Annotated in this window: 29 protein-coding genes, 1 pseudogene and 1 other annotated feature; of the genes and pseudogenes, 5 read left to right on the forward strand and 25 right to left on the reverse strand. The window is 50.5% G+C overall.

Going from position 1 to position 22,694, the window contains the following annotated elements; genetic code table 11:
• Positions 1-142 precede the first annotated feature (142 nt).
• From rplT to MOST_RS18295, 5 genes are all read right to left on the reverse strand, one after another.
• Complete coding sequence (gene rplT, locus MOST_RS14985; RefSeq protein ID WP_054937732.1) at positions 143-508, reverse strand: 50S ribosomal protein L20; 366 nt, start codon at positions 506-508, stop codon at positions 143-145.
• Positions 509-523: 15 nt separating this feature from the next.
• Positions 524-724: a 50S ribosomal protein L35 gene (gene rpmI, locus MOST_RS14990; protein WP_054937731.1), complete on the reverse strand. Its 201-nt coding sequence runs from the start codon at positions 722-724 to the stop codon at positions 524-526.
• A gap of 25 nt (positions 725-749) precedes the next feature.
• The gene (gene infC / locus MOST_RS14995) at positions 750-1,247 is read right to left on the reverse strand and encodes a translation initiation factor IF-3 (RefSeq protein ID WP_211295971.1); all 498 of its coding nucleotides are present in this window, start codon (positions 1,245-1,247) and stop codon (positions 750-752) included.
• Positions 1,248-1,573: 326 nt separating this feature from the next.
• Positions 1,574-2,380, reverse strand: a complete 807-nt coding sequence (locus MOST_RS15000; protein WP_083476769.1) for a GGDEF domain-containing protein — start codon at positions 2,378-2,380, stop codon at positions 1,574-1,576.
• 60 nt (positions 2,381-2,440) lie between these two features.
• Positions 2,441-2,572 (reverse strand): STAS domain-containing protein, encoded by a 132-nt coding sequence (locus MOST_RS18295; RefSeq protein ID WP_277995722.1) that lies wholly within the window; start codon positions 2,570-2,572, stop codon positions 2,441-2,443.
• A 361-nt stretch (positions 2,573-2,933) separates the two neighbouring features.
• On the opposite strand from MOST_RS18295, the gene MOST_RS15010 reads away from it, so the two are divergent.
• A complete protein-coding gene (locus MOST_RS15010; RefSeq protein ID WP_054937728.1) occupies positions 2,934-3,344 on the forward strand; it encodes a hypothetical protein in 411 nt (136 codons plus the stop codon).
• A gap of 120 nt (positions 3,345-3,464) precedes the next feature.
• Here the strand turns inward: MOST_RS15010 and MOST_RS15015 are convergent, their stop codons facing one another.
• The 7 genes from MOST_RS15015 to MOST_RS15045 all read right to left on the reverse strand — a co-directional run bounded on the left by MOST_RS15015 (position 3,465) and on the right by MOST_RS15045 (position 9,212).
• On the reverse strand, positions 3,465-5,120 hold the full coding sequence (locus MOST_RS15015; RefSeq protein ID WP_054937727.1) for a putative bifunctional diguanylate cyclase/phosphodiesterase: 1,656 nt from the start codon (positions 5,118-5,120) through the stop codon (positions 3,465-3,467).
• 78 nt (positions 5,121-5,198) lie between these two features.
• Positions 5,199-5,594, reverse strand: a complete 396-nt coding sequence (locus tag MOST_RS15020; RefSeq protein ID WP_054937726.1) for a GGDEF domain-containing protein — start codon at positions 5,592-5,594, stop codon at positions 5,199-5,201.
• A gap of 72 nt (positions 5,595-5,666) precedes the next feature.
• The gene (locus MOST_RS15025; RefSeq protein ID WP_054937725.1) at positions 5,667-6,293 is read right to left on the reverse strand and encodes a SpoIIE family protein phosphatase; all 627 of its coding nucleotides are present in this window, start codon (positions 6,291-6,293) and stop codon (positions 5,667-5,669) included.
• Positions 6,290-6,742, reverse strand: coding sequence for an anti-sigma regulatory factor (locus MOST_RS15030; protein ID WP_245909672.1), 453 nt, complete (start codon positions 6,740-6,742; stop codon positions 6,290-6,292). The genes MOST_RS15025 and MOST_RS15030 overlap by 4 nt, the downstream gene beginning before the upstream one ends.
• A gap of 25 nt (positions 6,743-6,767) precedes the next feature.
• Complete coding sequence (locus MOST_RS15035) at positions 6,768-7,073, reverse strand: STAS domain-containing protein (protein WP_277995721.1); 306 nt, start codon at positions 7,071-7,073, stop codon at positions 6,768-6,770.
• A gap of 97 nt (positions 7,074-7,170) precedes the next feature.
• Positions 7,171-7,866 (reverse strand): STAS domain-containing protein, encoded by a 696-nt coding sequence (locus MOST_RS15040; RefSeq protein ID WP_106007219.1) that lies wholly within the window; start codon positions 7,864-7,866, stop codon positions 7,171-7,173.
• Positions 7,867-7,976: 110 nt separating this feature from the next.
• A complete protein-coding gene (locus tag MOST_RS15045) occupies positions 7,977-9,212 on the reverse strand; it encodes an HD domain-containing phosphohydrolase (protein WP_422879895.1) in 1,236 nt (411 codons plus the stop codon).
• A gap of 199 nt (positions 9,213-9,411) precedes the next feature.
• Between MOST_RS15045 and MOST_RS15050 the strand changes: the two are divergent.
• Positions 9,412-9,603 (forward strand): annotated as a pseudogene (locus tag MOST_RS15050) (IS256 family transposase); the annotation flags it as partial.
• Positions 9,604-9,643: 40 nt separating this feature from the next.
• Here the strand turns inward: MOST_RS15050 and MOST_RS15055 are convergent.
• From MOST_RS15055 to ytxC, 6 genes are all read right to left on the reverse strand, one after another.
• Entirely contained in the window at positions 9,644-10,810 is a 1,167-nt protein-coding gene (locus MOST_RS15055; RefSeq protein ID WP_054937750.1) for a GGDEF domain-containing protein, read from the reverse strand.
• Positions 10,811-10,821: 11 nt separating this feature from the next.
• Positions 10,822-12,225: a DUF7125 family protein gene (locus MOST_RS15060; RefSeq protein ID WP_054937721.1), complete on the reverse strand. Its 1,404-nt coding sequence runs from the start codon at positions 12,223-12,225 to the stop codon at positions 10,822-10,824.
• A gap of 3 nt (positions 12,226-12,228) precedes the next feature.
• Positions 12,229-12,597 (reverse strand): hypothetical protein, encoded by a 369-nt coding sequence (locus tag MOST_RS15065; RefSeq protein WP_054937720.1) that lies wholly within the window; start codon positions 12,595-12,597, stop codon positions 12,229-12,231.
• Between the two features lie 525 nt (positions 12,598-13,122).
• A complete protein-coding gene (gene thrS, locus MOST_RS15070; RefSeq protein WP_083476663.1) occupies positions 13,123-15,024 on the reverse strand; it encodes a threonine--tRNA ligase in 1,902 nt (633 codons plus the stop codon).
• A 122-nt stretch (positions 15,025-15,146) separates the two neighbouring features.
• Positions 15,147-15,364: a binding site (T-box leader), on the reverse strand.
• A 57-nt stretch (positions 15,365-15,421) separates the two neighbouring features.
• Entirely contained in the window at positions 15,422-16,012 is a 591-nt protein-coding gene (locus MOST_RS15080; RefSeq protein ID WP_161952862.1) for a DUF445 domain-containing protein, read from the reverse strand.
• A gap of 108 nt (positions 16,013-16,120) precedes the next feature.
• On the reverse strand, positions 16,121-16,987 hold the full coding sequence (gene ytxC / locus MOST_RS15085; protein ID WP_054937042.1) for a putative sporulation protein YtxC: 867 nt from the start codon (positions 16,985-16,987) through the stop codon (positions 16,121-16,123).
• A 534-nt stretch (positions 16,988-17,521) separates the two neighbouring features.
• Here ytxC and MOST_RS15090 point away from each other — a divergent pair.
• From MOST_RS15090 to MOST_RS15100, 3 genes are all read left to right on the forward strand, one after another.
• The gene (locus MOST_RS15090; protein WP_054937041.1) at positions 17,522-18,616 is read left to right on the forward strand and encodes a hypothetical protein; all 1,095 of its coding nucleotides are present in this window, start codon (positions 17,522-17,524) and stop codon (positions 18,614-18,616) included.
• A gap of 30 nt (positions 18,617-18,646) precedes the next feature.
• Positions 18,647-19,018 (forward strand): hypothetical protein, encoded by a 372-nt coding sequence (locus tag MOST_RS15095; RefSeq protein WP_054937040.1) that lies wholly within the window; start codon positions 18,647-18,649, stop codon positions 19,016-19,018.
• A 182-nt stretch (positions 19,019-19,200) separates the two neighbouring features.
• A complete protein-coding gene (locus tag MOST_RS15100) occupies positions 19,201-19,527 on the forward strand; it encodes a hypothetical protein (RefSeq protein ID WP_054937039.1) in 327 nt (108 codons plus the stop codon).
• Positions 19,528-19,585: 58 nt separating this feature from the next.
• On the opposite strand, the gene MOST_RS17515 is transcribed toward MOST_RS15100, so the two are convergent.
• The 7 genes from MOST_RS17515 to MOST_RS15130 all read right to left on the reverse strand — a co-directional run bounded on the left by MOST_RS17515 (position 19,586) and on the right by MOST_RS15130 (position 22,690).
• Positions 19,586-19,783 (reverse strand): hypothetical protein, encoded by a 198-nt coding sequence (locus MOST_RS17515; protein ID WP_129588699.1) that lies wholly within the window; start codon positions 19,781-19,783, stop codon positions 19,586-19,588.
• Positions 19,773-20,060: a hypothetical protein gene (locus MOST_RS15110; RefSeq protein ID WP_054937037.1), complete on the reverse strand. Its 288-nt coding sequence runs from the start codon at positions 20,058-20,060 to the stop codon at positions 19,773-19,775. Before MOST_RS15110 ends, MOST_RS17515 begins: the two co-directional genes overlap by 11 nt.
• Positions 20,061-20,062: 2 nt before the next feature.
• Entirely contained in the window at positions 20,063-20,734 is a 672-nt protein-coding gene (locus MOST_RS15115) for a peptidoglycan recognition protein family protein (RefSeq protein ID WP_054937036.1), read from the reverse strand.
• Positions 20,735-20,740: 6 nt separating this feature from the next.
• Positions 20,741-20,944, reverse strand: a complete 204-nt coding sequence (locus tag MOST_RS15120; protein ID WP_054937035.1) for a hypothetical protein — start codon at positions 20,942-20,944, stop codon at positions 20,741-20,743.
• 16 nt (positions 20,945-20,960) lie between these two features.
• Complete coding sequence (locus tag MOST_RS15125) at positions 20,961-21,950, reverse strand: C1 family peptidase (RefSeq protein ID WP_054937034.1); 990 nt, start codon at positions 21,948-21,950, stop codon at positions 20,961-20,963.
• Positions 21,951-22,052: 102 nt separating this feature from the next.
• The gene (locus MOST_RS17385) at positions 22,053-22,223 is read right to left on the reverse strand and encodes a hypothetical protein (RefSeq protein WP_157049487.1); all 171 of its coding nucleotides are present in this window, start codon (positions 22,221-22,223) and stop codon (positions 22,053-22,055) included.
• Positions 22,220-22,690, reverse strand: coding sequence for an Ig-like domain-containing protein (locus MOST_RS15130; protein ID WP_054937033.1), 471 nt, complete (start codon positions 22,688-22,690; stop codon positions 22,220-22,222). Before MOST_RS15130 ends, MOST_RS17385 begins: the two co-directional genes overlap by 4 nt.
• Positions 22,691-22,694: the final 4 nt, after the last annotated feature.

Consider the following 22,694-nt stretch of genomic DNA (forward strand, 5'->3'; position numbering starts at 1 on the left):
CTCGTACTCTTTCACCTTCTATAATATAGTGTAGAAAAGCATCTTCCCCTATTATTATGGCCGGGCCGGCCCTTGTCAAGCAGGATATAAGTGAAAAAGGCCGGCCAGTTTTGCCAACTGGCTGGCCTATCACCCTGTTTCTTTAGGCGCCGAGGCCTAGCTTTTCTTTCGCCATATTCACCAGGCGGTTGAAACCTGCAACGTCGTTCACCGCCATGTCGGCCAGCATCTTGCGGTTAACTTCCACGCCGGCCTTTTTCAAGCCGTTAATCAAGCGGCTGTAAGTAAGGCCCTGCAGCCTGGCTGCGGCATTAATGCGAGCAATCCACAACTTGCGAAAGTCGCCTTTGCGCTGCCGCCGGTGGGCGTAAGCATAGGCCAGGGATTTCAATACCTGTTCGTTGGCCGGGCGGAATAATTTGGACTTTGCGCCAAAGTAACCCTTAGCCAGCTTCAAGATCTTTTTATGGCGCTGGTGCTTGGTCACACCACGTTTCACACGGGCCATTTTCCCTACCTCCCTCTAAGCCTGATAAGGCAAGAGCCTGGCTATGCGCTTGCGATCGGTGATATCAATTAAGGCAGGCTGGCGCAAACGCCTCTTGCGCTTTGGTGCTTTCCCCGCCAGCAGATGGCTTTTATAAGCCCTGGCTCGTTTTACTTTTCCCGATGCTGTGACGCGGAACCTCTTGGCCGCGCCGCGGTGGGTTTTCATTTTGGGCATAGTATCACCTCGAATAATTTTTCCCTTAAGCTTTAGGGGCCAGGATCATAACCATATTGCGCCCCTCTACTTTGGGCGGTTTTTCAATGGAGGCAAGGTCTGCCACCTGGTCGGCCAGGCGCTGGCACAGCTTCATCCCGAGGTCGGCATGGGCAATCTCCCGGCCGCGGAACATAACGGTCACCTTAACCTTATCGCCATCCTCCAGAAAGCGGATGGCATTGCGCGCTTTGACCTGGAAGTCATGCTCTTCTATATTGGGCCGCAGCTTTACCTCTTTAATGTTTATTATGCGCTGCTTTTTCCTGGCCTCGCGCTCCCGCTTGCTCTGCTCATATTTATATTTACCAAAATCCATAATGCGGCAAACCGGCGGGCGCGCTGTCGGCGCTACTTCTACCAGGTCCAGGCCCTGCTCCTGGGCGATGCGCAGGGCATCGCGCGTCGGCATAATCCCCAGTTGCTGCCCATCAACGCCAACCAGGCGCACTTCCCGGGTCCGGATTTCTCCATTGACCCTCAAATCCTTGCTGATAATGCGTCACCTCCAGCTAGATTTACCGCCCAGTCAAAGACCTCCGTGATTGAGAAGTGGGTACCCCCAGTTTCTCAAAAATATAAGCGGGTGGATTCCACCCGCCAAAAACAGACCTTTTCCTGGGCAAACCTTACTGGCCGCAGGCCGTAAGGTGAGAAGCGGATGGCTTCTACTTCCTGGGAAAGTATAACATAGAGGTGTGCTGGCGTCAATAAGTCCATAGAGATTCTGTCACCGGGATGTAATAATACCCTCCGTCTAGCTGCCTTTAAAAATGTACTCCAGGTGACACAGGGGCCCTGGACTAAAGATCAGATTCCCGGTGCGTTCAGGTCGAGGCACACCACCTTGTTCTTGCCCTGACGTTTTGCCAGGTACATAGCCCTGTCAGCCTTTTCTATTAAATCGTTTAAATCGGCAGGCCCGCTCCCTGGATACTCTACCGCACCGATGCTAATAGTTACAACCACTTCATCCTGGCCTGGTACCATTTGCTGGCTGGCGATCTGGGTTCTTATGCGCTCCAGGGCTATCAGAGCTTTTTCCAGGTTTGTACCTGGAAGTATGACTAAAAACTCCTCCCCGCCGTACCGTATTACTTTATCTGCCGCGCGGAGCGCCTTCTTAATGATAAAAGCTGCACTGCGCAAAACCTCATCCCCTGCGTGATGGCCGAACTGGTCATTTACTGCCTTAAAATCATCCAGGTCCAGCATGGCGACGACCAGAGGTATTCCTTTTTCCTGCGCTTCTTTGAGCAAGTGGTTGACGATGGGATACATGGCGATCCTGTTGTATAATCCTGTCAGCGGGTCATGTTCAATCCGGTCCTTCAGCTGGAGAAGAAAAGTGTCGATAACTACCAGGATTTGCGCCAGGAATTCAGTAGCCCGGTCAATATATATCCACTGGACGGGATCGCTATCCCGCCTGATGCCCATCACTTCCCTCAGGGCACGGGTGTGGATATCGAGGATGTTGGCCGCCTGCACATAATAATCATCCAGGTTGGCGGTCAAATCCTGGTAGGCCTCCAGCAGAACACCCTCTGCTCCACCCTCACACACGTATCGTTCTAAAAAGTTTCTGTAGGTATCGTAAAACGCTTCTGCAAGCAAGTTACGGCCACCTCCTGCCCACAAGAACACTGGCATCGTCTTCCGCTTATAAAGCACTGCTTACCCAAGTCCTGACTGGCTACCCGCTACAGGCAGGGCGTGTTCCAGGTCCCGGACAACGATAATATCCTGTAACATTGCCCCCATCTGGGCCAGGGTTAAGGCCACCGGAGACTGAATGCCGCAGAGCACCGTGTGGCATCCCATCAAAACGCGCCATGTCTCTGCCCCTGAAGTTCTATTCAAACTTATATATTTTCAATGTTCATTATGGTTTTCCTGCCGGCGCTGATAAATCCATTATATTGAGTACCGTAAATAAATTTGCACAAGCCTTTCTTTGTTTGCCGTTATTAAGTTAATGCATCCGCCTTCCCTGGTAAGTAATGATTTTTAGACTTCCCTTGACAAAGGGATCTTGTGGAAGTTAATATGTTAAGTACAACAAATTAAAAAACAAGTTTTCTCTACCGCCAAAGGCAAACCCTCTCGAAAGACGGGGACGCAAAGCCACGGGCCCGCTCTGGTACAATTATTGAAGGAAAAATTTATAATGAAAAAAACATATATCCAGAAAATGGAGGAAATATGCTCCCTCACGGGACGTCTAGAGACTTTGGTTAAAGAAATACAGGCCTTAACCGCGGGCGGTAAGAGCAACATCAAGATCCCCTATGCCCAGAATTCCCACCTCGAAGCTGCCGGGCGAGTAGAAGTTACCGGTATCGGCTGCGACAATACTGTTATCAGGGCCGGGGAAGAAGTCCGGATTGCCGGGGCCTTTAGAGGAGGAGAAAATACCAGCGGTAAAAATGTTTATATTAGAGAGATCGGCACCCGCGGGGGTATAAGAACAGTAGTGTGGGTACCCCGGGGGTCGGTAGTGAACGTTGACAGATGTTATGAGAATGTCATCATTATGTTCGGCAGCTATACCTACAATACTCGCGGTTGCGAACAGTAAGTACGGGTGGGTTTAAATAAGGATGGCGGTATAGACATCATACCATTGCACGGTGAAGAAATCTTTTCGCCGCCTCGCTACAAGGAAAATTAGCTATAGCAGAGTTGACAGGTACCTACGCTAATCCCCGTTACCAGGGCGACGTAAGGGCATGCCCAGATAATAACCCTGCCCGTATCGAATGCCTGCGCGGCGCAAAATTTCAACTGTTTGACGGTTCTCTACGAACTCGGCCACTACCTCTATCGAAAGCCTTTGCAAAAGTTTTGCCATGTTTTCTACAATCATCCTGGAGCGTCCACTCCTGGTGATCTCACGCACCAGGGAGCCCTCAATCTTGGCAAAGTAACAGTCAAAGTAACGAAGATAAATAAATGAGGAAAAACCGCTTCCAAAGTCGTCGACTGCCAGGCGCATCCCAAGATCTGTCAGCTCCTTGGCGAAAGCCTGCACAGCATGTATATCCCGCACGGCTTCTCGTTCGGTAATTTCGGCCACAATTTCTTCCGGACGGATGCCGTAGCGGTTGAACAGGTCAGCCATGAACCGTGGAGTTTCGCTGTTCTCCAACTCTCGCATAGAGAAGTTAATAAAGAAAATCTTGTCCTTCGCCCAAGAGCTCTTTTTTTCCCGCATGGCCTGCTCTATAACTATCCTACCAATATCCTTCATAAGGCCGGCTTGCTCCGCCGCCTCTACAAAAAGCCCGGCAGGAAGAAAATTTTTCCCTCTCCTCACACGAGCAAGCACTTCATAACCTAAAGGCTTGCCAGTCTCTAAATCTACAATCGGCTGATAAAAGGGGACGATGTCCTCCTTCGAACGTAAAGCTTCTCGCAAGAGAAGAATTCTCTCGTGAACTACAGTAGGATTAGTACTCTCATCGAGCGCATCTATGAGCTGCGCCCGGTTCCTCCCTTTCCTCTTGGCCATTACCTGAGCAACCTCGCCAGCTAACATAAGGTCAGCTTGCGCTTGTCCATGGTGGGGGTACGAAGCCACGCCAATGCTGCTTGTAATAAAAATGCCCTCCTCCCCCAAAGGACGAATTTTCAGCTCGGCAATGCCATGACACAGCACCTGCGCCTTTGCCAGGGCTTCAGCAGGACCAGTATCCATCAGTATAACCCCAAATTCAGTACTGCCTATGCGTGCAATGGCAAAAGCGTCGGGGAACGACTCCTGCAGGAAGTCAGCCACAGCCTTAAGTACAATATCCCCTACCGTATAACCGTAAACGTCGTTAATCAGCTTAAAATTATCAATGTCTATCCAGTATAAAGAACACTCTCCTTTTGTGCACCGCGCAAACTCGAGTGCCTCCTGCAACTCTTCTTCGAACTTGCGGCGGCTCAAAAGGCCTGTAAGAACATCTACTTCCGAAAGCATCTGCATCTGGCGCGCTACTTCTCCCTGGTATCCCAGGAGTAGCAGGCCGAGGTCAAGAAGCAACGATGTCCCGCAGTACTTAAAGCTTTGCAGTTCTCTCTCCAGGGTATGGATAACCGGGACCAGTTCGTCGCACCAACGCCCGAAAAAGAACCCATAGGCTGTTACCAGTTGCTCCAGCGACACTTCTGCAGCGCCCAGCTTTCTTCCGAGTTCTATCCGCCGCCGCATGAGTTCCTTGTCATGGTTTCCAGCAAACAACGCCAATAAGTCGCTCGCTGCTCCGCGCAGTTCCGCCTCATTTGCCTCTTGCCCTACCCGCTCCAACAAGGATCGCAGACGGCTGGCGTATGCTTGCGCTACTTTTTCGTTAAACTCTTTTTCCAACCAGGGACAATTGCCCAGCCTGGGATGTTAGTTCTTGAATGAGTTCCTGTATTCCCTTGGAAAACCGCAACGCACATCTCACTCCCCAAGATCGCTCTGGGTAAAAACCACCCTGTTTTTGCCCAATTCTTTGGCTCGATACATCGCTTCATCCGCTTGCCGGATTAGCTCGAGATCGACAGAGTCCCGGGCGGCATACCCGGCAACTCCTGCACTTACCGTAAGACCCTCCCCACCCGGCAGCATCCTTTCCACTGCTATTTGGGTCCGAATTCGTTCGAGGGGAATCCTGGCCTTGGTAAAATCCGTCGCTGGAAGGACAATTACAAATTCTTCACCGCCAAAACGAACGGCCAAGTCATCATTCCGCAAACTTATTTTGATAAAACCTGCTACGAAACGAAGTGCTTCGTTGCCTGCCTGGTGGCCCTTGATCGAGCGCATGGCCCCAGCAAGCGGTTTGACCTCCCGCACCCCCTCCGTAGCCCCTTCGCAAATATAACGTTCAAGATAACTCCGCTAGGTGGAATAGAATTCCCCCGCCAACTAGATATGCCTCCTCCCTACCAGCACGCTGGCATCGTCTTCAGCGATGCCATATCTCTCTACCACACGGCGCGCCGTTGCTTCTTCTGTTCCCTCCCAGAGCCATGACAAACCTACTGGCGAAAAGCTGCGTTTGATCCCGTCGGTACAGGCCAGAAGAAGAGCAGGCTCCGACAGCTCCAGCCGGCGGATGACAGGATTAAACATTCTCTTGCCTACAATGCCCGGCTGCCCCACCAGGACTTCTGTACCTTTTCGTGTTAGCACCCACCCTCTCACGTTTCCGACCAAGATATATTCTATCGTTTTCCGGTCAAGCAGGGCTAAAAAAAGGGCACATCCCCGCGTCTGTAAAGCCGCTTCCTCCAGGACAGCATATGCCTGCTGCAGAACACCCGCGGCCCGTTGGAGCGCCCGTGCCAGGACTACCGCTCCGTGATGTGCTCCCTCCCCGTGGCCTAGCACATCTGCTACGACTACCAGTACGTGGGCATCCAATTCCTTGGCGTAACAAAGGTCCCCGTTCACTTTCTCCCTCCAGTGGGGGCGCGAATAAGCCGCTACTTCCCACCCGGAGCCTTCTCGGGCCTGCTGGTCAGTTTCCGGTTTTTCAACTTGTAATTTCAAAACTTGCGTCTCCTCTTTTCCACCACTACTGCGGTACCCGTGCCGACTTCGGAGACAATCTCAAAATAATCCACAAGGCGCCTTATTCCCGATAAGCCTATGCCCAAGCTGCGCTCATGCGTTGTGTAACCTTTTGTCAGGACGAGATCTACGTCCTCAATGCCCGGACCGCGATCAACCGCTACCACCTGTATGATAGGCCCGTTGTTCTCCTCAAACCGTTTGCGGATCATTATTTTGCCAGTTTGTGCATAGCGATAGATATTGCGCGCAAGTTCGGAAACCGCAGTTGCTATTTTGGTTACATCAGCAAGGGAAAAACCAGCCTCTTGGGCAAGTTGCTTGGCCATCTGCCTGGCTACGGCTATGTCTTCTTCCTGAACAATGCGCACCACCATGTCAAAGTCGTCCGCCGGGATGTCCTGCAACTCCCTCACTTTCCGCGCCACTACCTCCTACTCCTCTCTTAAGGGGCTATACCAGAGCTAAAGCGTGCTCGAGGTCGCGGGCAACCAAAAAGCCTTGCAGTTCTATACCCATTTGTGCCAGGGTCAGAGCAACAGGAGGCTGAATACCGCAGATCACTGTACGGCAACCCATCAGGTGGGCCATAGCAGCGGTCTCCGAAAGAGTATAGGATATATAGCTGTCGATTACTTCTACCATCCGAACGTCCAGAATGACCGCCCGTACACGTTGCTCCTGAATTTCCGCCAATAGCTGTGCTTGCAGCTGTTCCACAGTCTTATCGTCCAGGTCTATCTGTATGGGCACCAACAAACAATCGGCAACCCTTATGGTTGGAACCACCCTTTCTTTAAATGTCATCGGGTTCTCCACCTTCGCCCGGGAAATTACTACCACGCACCCATGCGATTTATCTTCGTTGCCTCTTCTCTTCTTCGAGCATAGCTATAGCCTTGCGAAGGGCATCTTCAAGGTCACGCGCTATCGCCACCATACGGAAATCGATACCTAACTTAACCAGGGTGTGGGCGATTTCGGGCTTAAAGCCAGTTAAGATAACCTCCGCTCCCAGTAGTTTTACCGCGCTGAACATTTCAATAAGAAAACCTCCTGCTGCGGTGTCAATCATGGGCACCCCGGTGACGTCCACAACTACCACTTTGGCCCGCGTGCTACTGGCGCGCTCCAAGAGCCTTTCTGCCATAGCCTGCGCCCGGTCAGTGTCTAGACTACCAATCAGCGGCACTAGCAGTACCTCACTCCAAATGCGGATAATCGGCGTTGCCAACTCTGAAAGCATATCCTCAAGCCTGCGAACGACCTGTTCCCTGTCGTGGCTTAGCTCGCCACAGAGTTCCAGAACCAGCGGCAAAAGTTCATCTGTTGGAAAAGTTGGTACACGCTCAATAACAAGCTTCAGTTTTTCCCCCAGCGCCGTTTCTCCTAGTTCTTGAAGCAGTCCCAGCAGGGGTTCCCGCAACGTTTCGCGCAGATTATTTCCGGTAGCGCCCGAAACAGCTGCTAACAAGAGTTTGCGCCAGAGTTTTCCTTCCTGCTCACTGGCCCCCAGTTGCTCAGCAAGCATTTCTAACTGACTCTTATCCACTTTAACATACTCCTTTCAATTAAAAGTACGTGCGTGTAAAAACATAATCGGCCGTCTTTGCGGGTCTTTAGGTGCGGGGCATCCACGATCGTTAAAAAGGCATGCATTGCTTATTCAAGTCCCCCTAATTCAGAATCCGGACGCCACTCACCTCCAAAGTCTATACAGGCCGATTTATCTCGCTCTAAAACCTTTTTCATTGCTTCTACCACTGCCGGGTCAAACTGCTTCCCGGAACAACGCCTTAGTTCCTCTATTACCCACTTTTGGGAAAACGCTTTGCGATAAGGCCTATCCGAGTTCATGGCGTCATAAGAGTCCACCACCCTGATGATCCGGGCCAAAAGGGGTATCTTTTCACCAGCGATGCCCTCCGGATAACCACCGCCACCATAGTCTTCGTGGTGGTAAAGAACCGCTTCAACAACTTCTTTGGGGAGATTTGCCGGTTCCAGGATCTTTGCCCCCACGCTCGGATGAGACTGGATTTCTTTTTCTTCTGCCGGTGTAAGCCTGCTTGTCTTGAGCAATATATACTCCCTTACCCCAACCTTTCCTATATCATGTAAAAGCCCTCCTATATAAACCATTTCCTGTTCTTTGTCAGAAAGCCCCATTTCTCCGGCTACAGCCTTCGCCCACCGCGCCACCCGGAACGAATGGCCCTGCGTATACTTATCTTTTGCTTCTAACGCTGCGGCCAGCGCCTTTACAACGCTCATGTAATATTCCCGTAATGATTCGTAAAGCTGTGCGTTCTCTATCGCCAGGCCCACCTGACTGGCTATGATCGACAGGTAACCAACCTCATTTTCTTCCCAGTACCGAGGGAAAGGCGTGCATACTATCAGCGCACCCAGTATCTTTCCCCTGGACTGGACGGGAACCACGGCAACCGAACGTATATCCTTGCTCCAATATGACAGGCGCAAAGAACTATCGTACTTTTCCAGATCTTCCACGGTCAGCGGCTGCGCCGTTTTCAGCACCTCACCCAAGATCGTACCTTCTGCCGGCACTCGCTCAGCCTCTACTTGCAATTCCTTGCTGGCTCCCGGGCTCCCCTTCAGCACCATTTCTCCTGTTTCTTTGTCACGCAGCCCCAGCACACACCACTTCGCACCTATGACTTCCTTCAGGCTTTGCAACGTATATTCAATGATCACGTCCATTTCTAAACTGGAAGATATCAGCTGCCCGACCTCAATAAGCTTCTTGAGCATCGCCGCGTTTTCTTCCAGGCCCCGGTCCATGGCAAGGGCTAGGCTTGTACGAAGGACGCTCAAGAAGCGCACTTCGTCTTCACCGAACTCTGCGCCTTTAGGTTTGCCGTCCAATATCAACACCTCTCTCATAATATCCAGCCTTCGTGACCGAGTCATTGACGCAGGCGTTGTCCCCAATTTCGTAGAATTTAAAGGTGGTGGCCACCTGTCCCTGTGTGGTATAAAAGGGGTGGGAAAAACATCAAAAGGAGGTACCGCCATGCTATCATACCACAAGAATGCCCTAAACGCCAGAGTGGAGCAGCAAAGGGTTAGCCGCGTTCGCACTTACTGCCGCAACGTTAAGAGGTGGCAAAGCGGCGAGCAGATACTTCGCTGGATGGCAGCTTCTTATCTCGAGGCCGAAAAAGGTTTCCACCGGATTAACGGTTATCGTGACCCGCCCATACTGAAGGAGGCGATGCACAAGAAGTTGTTCCCACAACCATCCACCAACGGGCAAAGAGCTTAAAAATCGCTAAAATGGCCGTCCCGAAAAGAAGGGAATATTGTTACGATGGGTCCAAGCAGAAGCGGTTTTTCCCTTGTCTCTTCGCCTGATAACAGGCCTGATCCGCCCTTGCAAGCAGCGAGTCAATGGAATCATTTCTTTTGGCCGAGGCTACGCCAAGGCTCACGGTGACATGGCGGTGCGGGAAAGGGTAAATCTCTATAGATTTCCGTATTCTTTCCGCCACTGCTACAGCACCTTCCTTTTTTGTTCCTGGAAGAATGATTACAAATTCCTCGCCCCCGTAACGGCCCGCAATATCCACAGTCCTGATGGAGTTTTTTATTATCTCTGCCGTCTTCTGCAGCACCACATCGCCGGCCATATGACCAAAGGTATCATTGTAAGTCTTGAAGTCGTCGATATCCAGGAAGATAACCGACAAAGGGATACTGTACCTAATTGTCCTCTCAAGTTCAGTAACCAGTATGTTCCGCAGGGCACGCTTATTAAAGAAACCGGTCAAGAAGTCGGTTTCAGCTTCTCTTTCCAGGCGGCGTATAAGCTTTGCGTTAGCCAGGGCTACCGCGGCGAAGTTCGCATATATCTGCAGGTTTCTGCTACCGTTGTCATCCATGGAAACAGGGAACACTATACCTAATAGCCCGACAGCACCCAAAGCAGTCCAGAGGGGATAAACCATGATTTCATTCCCGGGAGCAACCTCTAAACCGGTGAGACCTGGTAGGGTCATTAATTCCTCAATACTCAGAGATGACGGCTCAACTTTTGAAAAAACCTGCTCCAGGATGGCCTTAAGAACCTCATTGATTGTCTGGTAAATACTGTGCGCTTTGGTCACAAAAGTATTCTCTTCCTCGCCACTCACCTGGGTTCTGATCCTGGTAGAAGTAATGACAAGGAACCCTATATTTTGGGCGTAGGTGCCCAGGCGGTATGCATAAAGTCTTATCCCGTAAGGACAGGTAAGTATGCCTTTATCTTCTAACGAACGGAGAGCAGACTTGTAAAAACGTATGCACTTTTCGTTGCAGATCTTTCCGCCTTTGTTTACCTCCTGGCATAATTCAACGGGCCGGCTGAATCGGGAAAAAGAGCCCCCATTTACATCAAAGATGTAAATATTGGCATCCATTACCTTAGCCAGCGTATCCTGAAAATCTTGCCAGTATTTTACTGAAATGCTAAGAAGAAGGTTTGTTGGCATCTGCCGGCACCTCATCTCAACATATCTGCTTTATCTAATTTGCCGAGAATATTTATTCCGTTCTTGGTAATCTCATACTCCCTCAAGGCCTTGTCGTGGTCGCTTCCGCGGGCTTTAAGGATGCCAACAACCTTCCTGATGCTTGAATCGGCTTCCACGTACCGCAGAATGATTACATTATCGGCCATTAAGGAAATCTGCGCTTTCGTTACTACCATTGGTGAAAAAAGTTCTTCGTTAAGTACCGTGAAGATGGTGGTGATGTGTTGCCCTTTGAGCTGCTGTCCCATCGCCCAGAGATAATCTCTATACTTTTGTAGATCATAAACGCTCCTTTCAAAAGAAGAGATGCTGTCGATGACAAACCTCTCCACCTTCTTTTCCCTGACTATGTCCAGTATTTCAAAAGCGTGCTTATCTACGTCCAATTCTATGGGAGAAATAAACTTGATATCGAGTCGACCATCTGCCAGATATCTATCTATCTCCCATCCCAGGTGACGGGCAGTATTCTGAAGTTGAGCCACAGGCTCTTCAAAAGAAAGGAACAGTCCTTTTTCGCCTTTTTCCGCCCCCTCCAGTAAGAACTTAAGGGCAAATGCGGTTTTGCCCGTACCTGTACTACCGGAAATGAGCGTGATAGTCCCTTCGGTTAACCCACCACATAACATTTCGTCCAAGCCTGCGATCCCAAATCCTTTTTTTTTCAATCGGACCTCATACTGGAGTTCATTATCCTCCGGCTTCATTCTCGGGTACACTTCTATTCCAGCATGGCTAATTTTAAACAGGTGTTCCCCCTGCTCAAAATTGGTCCCCCTCATCTTCAGAATACGCAAATACCTTTTTTGAAATCGCTTTTCTTCCTGCCCGTAAAGGTGAAAAATCCCATCGGCAACGGCAAATTCACTTAATATCGTTAGTTCTTTTTCTTCGTACTCGCCGATGAGAAATACAGTGACCTCCCATATCGATAGAGCGGCAGCCAGGTCAAAAACAAAAGCCTTAAAAGCCTTTTCGTCCGGGAAGATGTCTCTTATGGCCTTGAAGCTATCGATTACAACTATGTTTGGTAGATGTCTTTTAATCATTTCAGTCAGGTATCCCAGAACCTTGTCCGTGCCCTGTTCGCGCAGAACAGCTCCCAGATCCCCGTAAATAACCTTGTCACCCAAGAAATCGTCCGAGAAAAACTCAAACTCCTGCAGGTGCCTTACCATCTTGAACTGTGACTCCGATATAGTGGTCAGGTATAGACTTTTGAGGCCGTTCCTCGCGCTGTTAAATATAATGTTTTGAACAAAAATCGTTTTTCCGCTACCCGGAGAGCCAGAAACGATGTTCAGTGAATATACGGGTATGCCGCCGCCAAGAATATAATCAAGATTCTTTATGCCCGTTTTCAATTTATCCATCTCTCATTCCCCCTTGCAGTCAAAAGGAATCCTACCGAATTCTTCGTCCAGCTTCTTCGCTATTTTCTCCGTTTTTTCATGACCAAGGAGCCTGGCCAAAATTTCTAAATACCTGAGGATAAACTTCGCAAACATATCATTGGCCGGCAGGTCTGGGTTTTTCCTCAAACTAGCAGATATCCCTGCGCAAGAAATTCCCTCCTCGTTGTATTGCAACAACTCCATTTCTCTATACTCCTGCGAAACCTCCCACACAACCCTTTCCACCAAAAGGTTCGCAGAAAACGTTCCAAGGTACTTCGCTGACGCAGTCCACATCTCCCTCAGCAAAGTTTCATAGCGCTCGATCTGCTTCTCGATGAGTTCGCCCATAACAGTCCCTCCAAACCATACCTTCCTAGGAAAGCCGCGCCATGGTTTTGCCCTTATCAAAGTCTTAGATGCAATGTCTCCGATACGGGTATACCTGTACTCGTTCAAACCTCACGCCTTAATTCTGCTTAATATGGCTCAATTTGACATCTTCCGAGCAATTCCCTCCTGGAATCTACTTTTCACACGCCGACGCTGGTTTTGCATCCTGGCTTAAGTTCTCCCGGTCGACCGTTTCAGAGTTAACTATCTAGCCTCTTAATCCGGTTATAGAATCTGCGTTAAGAATTGTGCAATCAGGTTGGGGGGGGGGTAATCACATATGAAACGTTACAGTTTCAGTATCCGTTAGCCTGAGGTGTTGACAAATCAGAGGTGACTACTATTTCGACAACGAGCATAGGAATCCTCTAACATCTTTTACCACTTCCGAGTTTATACAGTCTATTCACACAGGCTTCTAGCTAAAACAAAAGCCCGCCTGGCAACTTCCCCTGCCAGGCGGGCTCACTATTATCCATGGGCTTATTCCCGCCGGCTAATCTCTCCGGTTACTTTGTCGATAAAGGCCTGAAGTGGCACACTGCCCGTATCCCCGGCGCGGCGTTCCCGGACGGCTACGGTACCTTCGGCTGCTTCCTTATCCCCCACCACCAGCATGTATGGTATTTGCTCCAGCTGGGCGGCGCGGATCTTGTAGCCGATTTTATCATTGCGGTCGTTGACTTCGGCCCGGATGCCGGCCCGCACCAGTTCTTCCCTGACCTTGAAGGCATAGTCCTTGTGGCGGTCGGTAATGGGCAGCACCCGCACCTGCACCGGGGCCAGCCAGACAGGGAAGGCGCCGCCGTAATGCTCGATCAAGATGCCAATGAACCGCTCAATGCTGCCAAAGACCACCCGGTGAATCATCACCGGCCGGTGTTTCTGGCCGTCCTCCCCGATGTAGTGGAGGTCAAACTTTTCCGGCATCAGGAAATCCAGCTGGATGGTGCCGCACTGCCAGGTCCGGCCCAGGGAATCCTCCAGGTGGAAATCGATCTTGGGGCCGTAGAAGGCGCCGTCACCTTCATTAACCACATAGGGCATCCCCTTGGCCTCCAGGGCCTGGCGTAAGGCGCCTGTGGCCGTTTCCCAGATCTCATCGGAACCCATGGCGTTATCCGGCCGGGTGGAGAGCTCGACGTGGTATTTAAAGCCAAACAGGCTGTAGAAACGATCTACCAGGTCGATAACGCCTTGGATCTCTGCTGTTATCTGGGACGGCAGCATAAAGATGTGGGCATCATCCTGAGTGAAGGCCCGCACCCGCATCAGGCCGTGGAGGACGCCGGATTTCTCGTGGCGGTGCACCAGGCCCAGTTCGGCCAGGCGTAAAGGCAGGTCGCGGTAGCTGTGCTGCTCCGATTTATAGACCAGGATGGCCCCGGGGCAGTTCATGGGTTTGATGGCATAGTCGGCCTCATCAATTCTGGTAAAGTACATGTTTTCCCTGTAGTGGTCCCAGTGGCCCGACTGCTCCCACAGGGAGCGGCTCAATATCACCGGCGTGCGGATCTCCAGGTAACCGGCCTTGCGGTGCTCTTCCCGCCAGAACTGCTCCAGCTCGTTGCGAATGATCATTCCTTTGGGATGGAAAAAGGGGAAACCCGGCCCTTCTTCCTGGAGGCTGAAAAGGCCCATCTGCGCCCCCAGCCGCCGGTGATCCCGTTTTTTCGCCTCTTCCAGCCGGTGGAGGTAGTCTTCCAGGTCTTTAGCTTTGGGGAAGGCGGTACCGTAAATCCGCTGCAGCATGGGGTTGGCCTCGCTGCCGCGCCAGTAGGCCCCGGCCAGGCTGGTGAGCTTTATTGCCTTGAGGTAGCCGGTGCTGGGCAGGTGGGGCCCAGCGCAGAGGTCCAGGAAGTCGCCCTGGCGGTAGGTGCTAATGGGCACCCCTTCCGGCAGGTCGTTGATGAGCTCGATCTTATAGGGTTCATTGAGCTGGCGGAAAATTTCCAGGGCCTCGTCCCGGCTTATTTCCTGCCGTTCCAGGGGCAGGTCAGCTTTAATGATCCTTTGCATTTCCGCCTCAATGGCGTTTAAGTCTTCGGGGGTAAATTTATGTTCGCTGTCGAAGTCGTAGTAAAAACCATCGGTTATAGCCGGGCCGATACCTAGCCTGGTCCCGGGGAACAGGTGCTTGACGGCCTGGGCCAGGACGTGGGCTGCTGTATGGCGGTAGGCCAGGCGCCCTCCCTCATCGGCAAAGGTCAAGAGCTCGAGCTGGCACTGCTCCGGCAAAGGACGGGTAAGGTCCCAAACCTCGCCATTTACCCGCGCCGCCAGGGCCTCCCGGGCGAGTTTCGGCGAAATGTCCCTGGCCACCTCCAGGGCCGTAGTGCCTGCTGCATATTCCCTTACGCTGCCGTCCGGTAAAGTTACCTGCATAATAGTTCCCTCCTACGAGCATTTCTTAAATTCTCGCTCCATACCACAACCCTTACCTGGCCGGGCGCTACCGGCAGGCCGGGAAATCCCCTTCCCACAAAAAATAAAAACCCTCGTCCCTCAAAAGGGACGAGAGTTCTTCCCGTGGTTCCACCCTTCTTCAGGGGATATGCTCCCCCCTCCAGGGCTTATAACGGTAGCCAGCCGGCCGAGCTTACTCACTTTTCAGCCCGGCAGCTCCGGAGTGGTCCGGCTCCCTGCCATCGCCCGGGATGCTTCCAGCCAGGGCATCCCTCTCTGGAGGGCAGTTCAGGGGCCTCTTCTCCTTCTTCGCCGTTAGGTACATTATAGCTATATAAATTAACACGTGTCAAGATTTGGGTGATATACCCCAGCATTACCTCAATCCTGCCAGGGCTGCCTGGACCAGGCCAATGAGGAACCCCAGCAAGCCGCCCAGCCATTCTATGTAGCGCAGTTCCCGGCCGGCTACTTCGACGACTACCTCCTCGACCTGGTTTAAATTTAATTTATTAAACTTTGCCGCTACAAGTTCACCTATGGAAAAGGACCCCGGACTGCGGCCTAGTTCCTCTATCAATTCCTGCAGGGCCGATGGCATGTCCCGGCGGAGGGTTTCTTCTACCGACCTGCCGGCTGTTTCTTTTAAACCCTGGGGGATAAAGGAAGGCAGGCGCTCTACCAGGCGCCGCCGGGCCACTTCCGCCACTATGGCCGTGATCCTGCCGACAACGGCGGGAGTATTAAGGTGGGCCAGTACTTCATTGAAGGGAAGTAAATTTTTATCAACGACGCCGGCGATATTGGCCGCTATTTCGGCCTGTCTTTTGGGAATAAGCCCCTGCAGGGTCCAGCAAAATATTTTTAACGGGCGACGGGGGCGGAATAGCATCCTGATAGCCACAACGTTGGTCAACCAGCCAATAAGAGCGCCGATGAGAGGGATCAAGAACCACCTGGTAAGCAAACTTATTTCACCCCACCGAGTGCAATAATAACAAAAGCCCGGCCAAAAGACAACTGGCCCGGCCAGGACAAAAACTGCAATTAATGGGTTAAGGGACCGGTACGACCGTTAGCGCTTTTGCAAAGGCTGCAAGCAGCGGCTGCAGCCGCTGCAATGGATAAGCCGCTCACCAAAAACGCTCTTGATGGTGCTGATGGTGTTATGGTGACGTCCTTTATCGGCAGCGTGCAGTACTACCTGGCGAGGAGCAATGGTTATCAGGGCGCTGATTAATAAATCCTCATAGTTGAGATCACTATCAGCCATATCGACGACAAAGCCTTCCAGGTAGTCGCCACTGAGGTTCCGGTTTTCGCCGTCATAGAGCTGGAAGCCGCCCCCTGGACTTAAAACTACGTGGACTTTTTCCACCCGGGGTTCCTGGGCTTCCACAAAGTAGCGTAAAAGGCGGATGAATTCGTCATACTCCTTTTCCATCAGGTATTCATCAACAGCCTCTTCCAGGGCCTGGTCCAGTTCCATTAAATAATCCGGCAGGCGAAAGCGTACAAATCCGTCGATATTTAACCAGGTGTTTTCCTGGAAATACTCCAGTATACGGGCAGCAATGGGCTCCCCCCGCTGCTGGAGCTGGAGGTAACTATTTTCACCCTGATCCAGGATGGCCCGTGCCCGCCGGCAGATTTCTTCAATGGCCCCGGCATCCAAGCCTTCGTACTGGCTTAAAAGCATACCTTCCAGTAAAGCCGCTTCCCACCGTTCGACAATAAAGGCGGCCACAATCTCGGCCACCTGCTCTTGAAAGCGTTTCACTTCCCTTTTTGAAGGCCGGCGCGGTCCCGTTTCTAAAAAACAACGACAGAAATTAAAGCCCCCCGCCTGCCACAGGTGGAGGCCCACGCTATAGCCAAATCTATGGTTAAACTCGGCCTGCAAGAAGTCAATTGGCCTGGCGGTAATTAACGTGATATTCATGGGCGCTGAACCTCCTTGTGCTGCTATTATATGTGCCGCCCATGTTTTGTATACAGTTAAGCTACTGCCAGGCTGTCTAAAAATAAAGTCATTGCAAGGCCTGGTGTACCGGCTGAAATTGGCATTGAGGTAATTTTTGTTAAAAAAAGTGGCCCCTGCATTCTTGCAAAGGCCACCTTATTTTCTAACTGGTGGGTCCGGCAGGGATTGAACCTGCGAGCCACCGGAAACACACCTGGTTTATAGCAAACAAAACCCCCGGCCCGCCCTGGCCGGGGATAAGTGGATAAGTGGATAACATGTAGACATGCCGGGAGGAGGGCTCCCGGATCGACCTTTGCGGTATAATTCTACAAGGCGGGGGGTTAATCCTGCTGCAATGTAGGGTGCCGGGTAGTCCCGGCATGGGGTATGGTTTAGCAGCGGTGGAGGGAAGAGATCTTTTTCCCTTTTATAGCAATCCTTTCCTTATCGAGCAGGAATTTTTTATTATTCGTCGAAGGAATAATATTGCATTCAAGTGAGGTGGTACTTTTGCTTACGATTCAAAATGTTGCCCTTTTAAATGATATCATTCAACTTCCCAAAGATAATTTGCAAGAAATTTGTACTAATCTTGATTTATCCCGTGATGGTTCATCTACCGATTTAGCGGAAAAGATATGGTTAGCTATATGCGATAATCGCGAAAAACAAAATCGCATACTTGAACCTTACAAAAATAGAATTTTATGTGGAAAAACTTCAATAACCTGGTTTAAGCTTTCACCAGGAGGTTCCTTAAAAGGGGCTAAAGAGAAGATCATTAAAAATTGTGGTTTTAACCCCTTTGAAACCATAAATATACCTCCCCCGGAAGAATTAAGTGGTACTCCCGTGCTAATAAGTGGAGCTATTGGTGCTAACGAAAACGAATATTATTTACGGTTTATATATAAATCAGGAGTTTCTAGGCTATTTTATGGTGCGAAGCTTGATCTTCGTCCCAAAAGTGCCGTGAAAACTATTTATATTAATGAAGAAAAAGGCTGTATTGAAGTAAGAGCGGATGGAAAGGCAGCTGGTAAATTTGCTTCTAGTTTCGCCCGTTTAATTAACCAAGAAATTTCTTTGGAGCCAACTAATATATTAGCTCCATTCGGCGGCAATATTGAGGAAATTGCTGATGCTATTGGTGGCGAATTGATAGATGCTGTTGGTAAACCAGAATTATTACTACAAGACTTTACAACGGACCAAGCCAATGCTGTGGTCGACATTTTAACTGCACTTGATAATTATTTTGAAGATGAAGATATTGATAAACTCCAAGAAAGTCTGGAAGCCTCTAAGGCGTTACTAGGAGATGAGTTTCCCGCTATTCCATTTACTGCTTTAATCCTTAATGGATTAGAAAAAGTCGGGTTAGGTGTATCCGACAGAGACCTTAGAGGACTTCCCTTATATGACTATCTTAAACCCCATTTACAACACCAGGGGGGTTTTATACGATTCTCATTTCCGGAAAATGGTCTAATGCAATCATTTACCATTCGTGTAGGTTTCCATACTAATAGCATTTATTTTATCACACCTGCGACAGAAAATGCTATTGAACATGTTAGAGAAAGGATTATAATTGAAGCATAAACTATTTTAGGTTAAGAGGGGGTGGCTTTGGTGGCAACAGTGTGGGATGTAGATGAATGGGTTAGAAGTATTTCATCATTACCCATTGTAAGCTTTTATCCTACTGCTGTCGCCAAAGCAACTGGACTCCCCCTGACAGATGTATTTAATCGTCTCCTTTATTTAGTTAACGATGGTAAACTACGGTTATTGTGGGAAATTCGGTGTCCCAATTATGATTGCGTTCGTACCCTTGAAATAGTAGATGATCCCAAAAAAATTATTGGGAAGTCTATTTATTGTACCTCATGTGGTGAAGAAATAGAAGAAATATCTTCCGACAATATATTCCCTGCTTTTCAAATAAGCCCAGAATATAAGGCCCGGGTTATTAAAAAAAAACGGTTGACCGCAGAGAGATAACAAAACTTGAAGGTTTTCATAATACTAATCCCTTACCATTAAGCTCACCTGAGTTAATTAGTACTGAAACCCTTAATTTACTGGAAAATTTATTCCCTGGGTTTAAAGGAACAGTAATAGTAGGAAATAATATATCCATAACTTTAAACACCAACAGCGGTACAATTATTAAGGATTCAGTAGTGAATCAACACCTTGAATATATAAAAACTATTTCACCGGAATTAGCTGAGCATATTAAAGAAGGCCTAAAGTATCCAGAAATAAAAAACCAAATTGAAGGGTTGGCGGAGGCCCTTCATGAATTTAAAAACGCCCATCCCGAAGAAAAACAAAGCAAATTAAAGAAAGTAAATGATACCCTTGACATAATTAATCGTATTTCTGAAACCCAAAAAAACCTGGCACCTTATGTTAGATCTCTTTATAACTTAACAAAACCTTTTCTTATCGAACTAGCAAAATCTTTCGTTGAAAAATATACAGGTTTAAACTTACCCGGTTTGTAACTCAACAACAAAAAAGCCCCCGACCCGCGGTCAACCCGCAGGCCAGGGGCTTCTCTCATTACTCCTTATTATGCTTATACCCGCAGTCCGGGCAATACACCCGGCACCCGGCATCCTCCAACTGCGCCCCGCACTCCGGGCACAATGCCGGCTCGGCCACGCCGGCGGAGATATAGTGCTGGGCGGAGGCGTCGTCCAGGGAGACGAGTTCGCCGGGGTAGTATAAATCCTTGCCGGCGATCATCCTAACCAGCATTCTTCCTCAGTCCTTCAATGGCGCCAAGGAAGTCATGCAGGAAGTTAGCTCCCCGGCTGACTAACAGCCCGGACAGTACCATGCCGGCATAAGGGACGGCCAGGGGTACGCCGACCATGCCAAAAAAGTCCACTCCCGCCGCTACGCATAAAAAAACGCCGAGAATTACGGCACCAATGCGGTCGGCGGATATTTTCCCCTGCTGCCAGAACATCTTGCAGGTCTCCCAGAGAGCTTCCAATACAGCGGCCACGACAAGCAGTTTGTAAAAGTCCATTATTATGCGCCTCCTTGATTGAGTAATCTGATAAGTTCTTCTTTCATTTGCGTTACGGCCAAATTGGCAGTTCGTTGGGCAATCGACAGGACAAACCACTTCGGCGCCGGATCATCGGCCTGGTGGTCGCTTGATATTTTCAGCTTGTCCCGCGCCCACTCCATAATGAGTTCTTTCCAGGGTTCCGGCGTTGGCGGTTCTGGCGCTGGCGGCCTGCTCAACGCTGCCCGGATAGCCCCCACATCCAGGCTGCCGGGGCAGTCGGTCTGGTCCACTTCTTTGTGGGCTAGTATCCTATCCGGCGTAATCGGATACCGCCGCATCAAATCTTTAATAAGCCCATATAGGGCCAGCATCTGGGCGCTGGTAGGCTTACCCTGGATAAAGTCCCCTACCAGGCAGATCCCTACGCTGTCATTATTCCGGCCAGACGCATGGGCGCCGGTAAAGAAGATATTACGGCCTTCCTGGATCTCGCCGTCCGGGCCGCCGTTACCATTACAAATGACGTAGTGGTAGCCGATGTCGGCCCACCCCTTGTTGTGGATATGATAATCACGGAAAATGGCCACGTTGCCATTAGGCGTCCCGGAATGGTGGATAACGATGTAACGGATATCCTCCGGGCTACGCCGGGCCATCATTACCGCTTCAGGAACGTTGGCAACGGTCACGGCCGATCACCTCCCAATAAGGCGCAAAAATAAATCTAGCGCCAGGCCGCCGCAGATGCCTATCAGCCAGAAATAGAGCTTATCAAATTTCGCCTCTATGTTTTGTATACTGCCGTTCTGCCTGGCCTGATAAGCCTCCACGTTTTCCACCCTTTCTTCCAGCCTTGCCACAGCCACTTCTAATGCCACCACCCTTTCTTCGGTATTCAACCGGGGTACCCCCTCTCTATCTGGTCAGTGTTATCTTTCGCTCTCCTTCATTCCACATTACTTTCCAGCCAAGTACCTCGGCTAAAAATCGCAACGGTACCAGGGTCCGCTTTGAACCGGCATCAATTACCGGCGGCTGATCCAGGATAACTTCCTCCCCGTCCACCAGGGCACGGGTGCTGTCTATCCAGAGCACAACCTCGCTGGCCGGTTTGGGCGGGATAATTACGTCTACCGAGGACCAGGCCTCCATAAAATACGGCATACCTATATCACTACGATAGGTCAAAAAGTCGTAAGGCAGCCAACCGTAGCCGTTATCTCCCCAACCCGGGCCCCAGGAATTAGCTAAACGGAGGAAGCCTTTCCGGGTAACGCCGTTCTTATAGGTATGGGCGAGGTTGTCATCCCACCCATCCAGGAGGATGGCGTGACCGCCGCGCCAGCGGCCTTCCGGGAGGTCGATAAACCCGCCCGGCTCGCACTCGATAAAGTTGTCGCAAACAAAGACGGCAGCCAGAACGGGGCCGTCGCGCATGATGGCCGTTTTTATCTCCTCTAGGGTCTGGATCCGGGCATATACCCCTATCTGGAACTGCTTGGCCTCGGTGACGGCGGCCTCTGGCACCGGCGGCAAGGGGTTCGCCATAAGGCTGTATGGTAGGGTTTGCTCCTTGCAGGCGCCGGTATTTTTTAGTACCGCCATAGCCACCCGTGGGTAAGTACCCTCCTGGTTAGGTATCCCGTCCTGCTGCTTGCACAGGGCGTAAATAAAGAGAGGGCTAAACCTGTAGCCCCTGGACGGATAGTTGACCGACTCCTGCCGGTCCTTAACGCCAGCAGCTGCCTGGCCCACGCAAGTGCCCCATTTACCCTGGTCCCGGACCGGCAGCCGGGGCCAGAAGAATGATGCCGGCAATTCCGGCGCCGCAACCATCTGCGAATAGATATAGTCCCGGGGATCCGGGGGTGATTGGATTGCGCCGGGCACGAATTGGAAACCCATGTTCTCCCCTCCCAAAATATAAGCCGCCCCACGGCGGCCAAAACTTAGGCCCCCATACCGGGGGCCTAAATTGTCAGACATACACATTTAAGTCCAAATGTCTTATACCTTCGGCTTCATAACAGCCTTTTCCAAAGCCGCTACCCTCGCTTCCAAAGAAGCAAAGCGAGCCTCAATCTGCTCTTCCTTTGTTAACTCACGTTCAACTACTGTTACCTTAACCTCTTTGTTCCCATGTTTACGTTTTTCTTCACGTTCAACCTTAATCTTCATTGCACCATTACCTCCACCGTGGCAGTTCCGCAATTGACACTAGAAACAATGATTCTGTATGTCCCCGCCTGGGCGAAAGCATAGGCATGGCTGGCCTGCCCGTTGGTGATGGGTTCTGTATATGCCGTGCCGCCTTCAACTTGGAAAATTACCTCCGTATCGGGTGCGCCGTCTGGCAAAGTGGCCGTAACTACTACCGTCTCATTAACTGTGGCAGGATTCGGGGAAGCGGTTGCGGTCAAGTCAGGGTAGTGGTTGTTAATAACTCGCTCTATTTCGGCGATTTGCTCAGGTGTTAGGTCGTCGGGCACGTCGAGGTAAACGGTCTGGCCATTGCCCTGTAGTAGCAAGATGGCTTCACGTTCTTCATCTGCACGCACAATCGGCTGTAAAAACGACAGTTGGAGAAGCTCGGCATGGAGCTTCGATAACTTGTGTGGCCTGTCATATATCAACTTCATCAGCACGATA

It is taken from the genome of Neomoorella stamsii, assembly GCF_002995805.1.
Taxonomy (GTDB): domain Bacteria; phylum Bacillota; class DSM-521; order Neomoorellales; family Neomoorellaceae; genus Neomoorella; species Neomoorella stamsii.

Coding starts and splice junctions, on each gene's coding strand:
- rplT (WP_054937732.1), bottom strand. CDS start 508: ATGGCCCGTGTGAAACGTGGTGTGACCAAGCACCAGCGCCATAAAAAG.
- rpmI (WP_054937731.1), bottom strand. CDS start 724: ATGCCCAAAATGAAAACCCACCGCGGCGCGGCCAAGAGGTTCCGCGTC.
- MOST_RS15010 (WP_054937728.1), top strand. CDS start 2,934: ATGAAAAAAACATATATCCAGAAAATGGAGGAAATATGCTCCCTCACG.
- MOST_RS15055 (WP_054937750.1), bottom strand. CDS start 10,810: ATGCCAACAAACCTTCTTCTTAGCATTTCAGTAAAATACTGGCAAGAT.
- MOST_RS15060 (WP_054937721.1), bottom strand. CDS start 12,225: ATGGATAAATTGAAAACGGGCATAAAGAATCTTGATTATATTCTTGGC.
- MOST_RS15065 (WP_054937720.1), bottom strand. CDS start 12,597: ATGGGCGAACTCATCGAGAAGCAGATCGAGCGCTATGAAACTTTGCTG.
- thrS (WP_083476663.1), bottom strand. CDS start 15,024: ATGCAGGTAACTTTACCGGACGGCAGCGTAAGGGAATATGCAGCAGGC.
- ytxC (WP_054937042.1), bottom strand. CDS start 16,987: ATGAATATCACGTTAATTACCGCCAGGCCAATTGACTTCTTGCAGGCC.
- MOST_RS17515 (WP_129588699.1), bottom strand. CDS start 19,783: ATGCTGGTTAGGATGATCGCCGGCAAGGATTTATACTACCCCGGCGAA.
- MOST_RS15110 (WP_054937037.1), bottom strand. CDS start 20,060: ATGGACTTTTACAAACTGCTTGTCGTGGCCGCTGTATTGGAAGCTCTC.
- MOST_RS15125 (WP_054937034.1), bottom strand. CDS start 21,950: ATGGGTTTCCAATTCGTGCCCGGCGCAATCCAATCACCCCCGGATCCC.
- MOST_RS17385 (WP_157049487.1), bottom strand. CDS start 22,223: ATGAAGATTAAGGTTGAACGTGAAGAAAAACGTAAACATGGGAACAAA.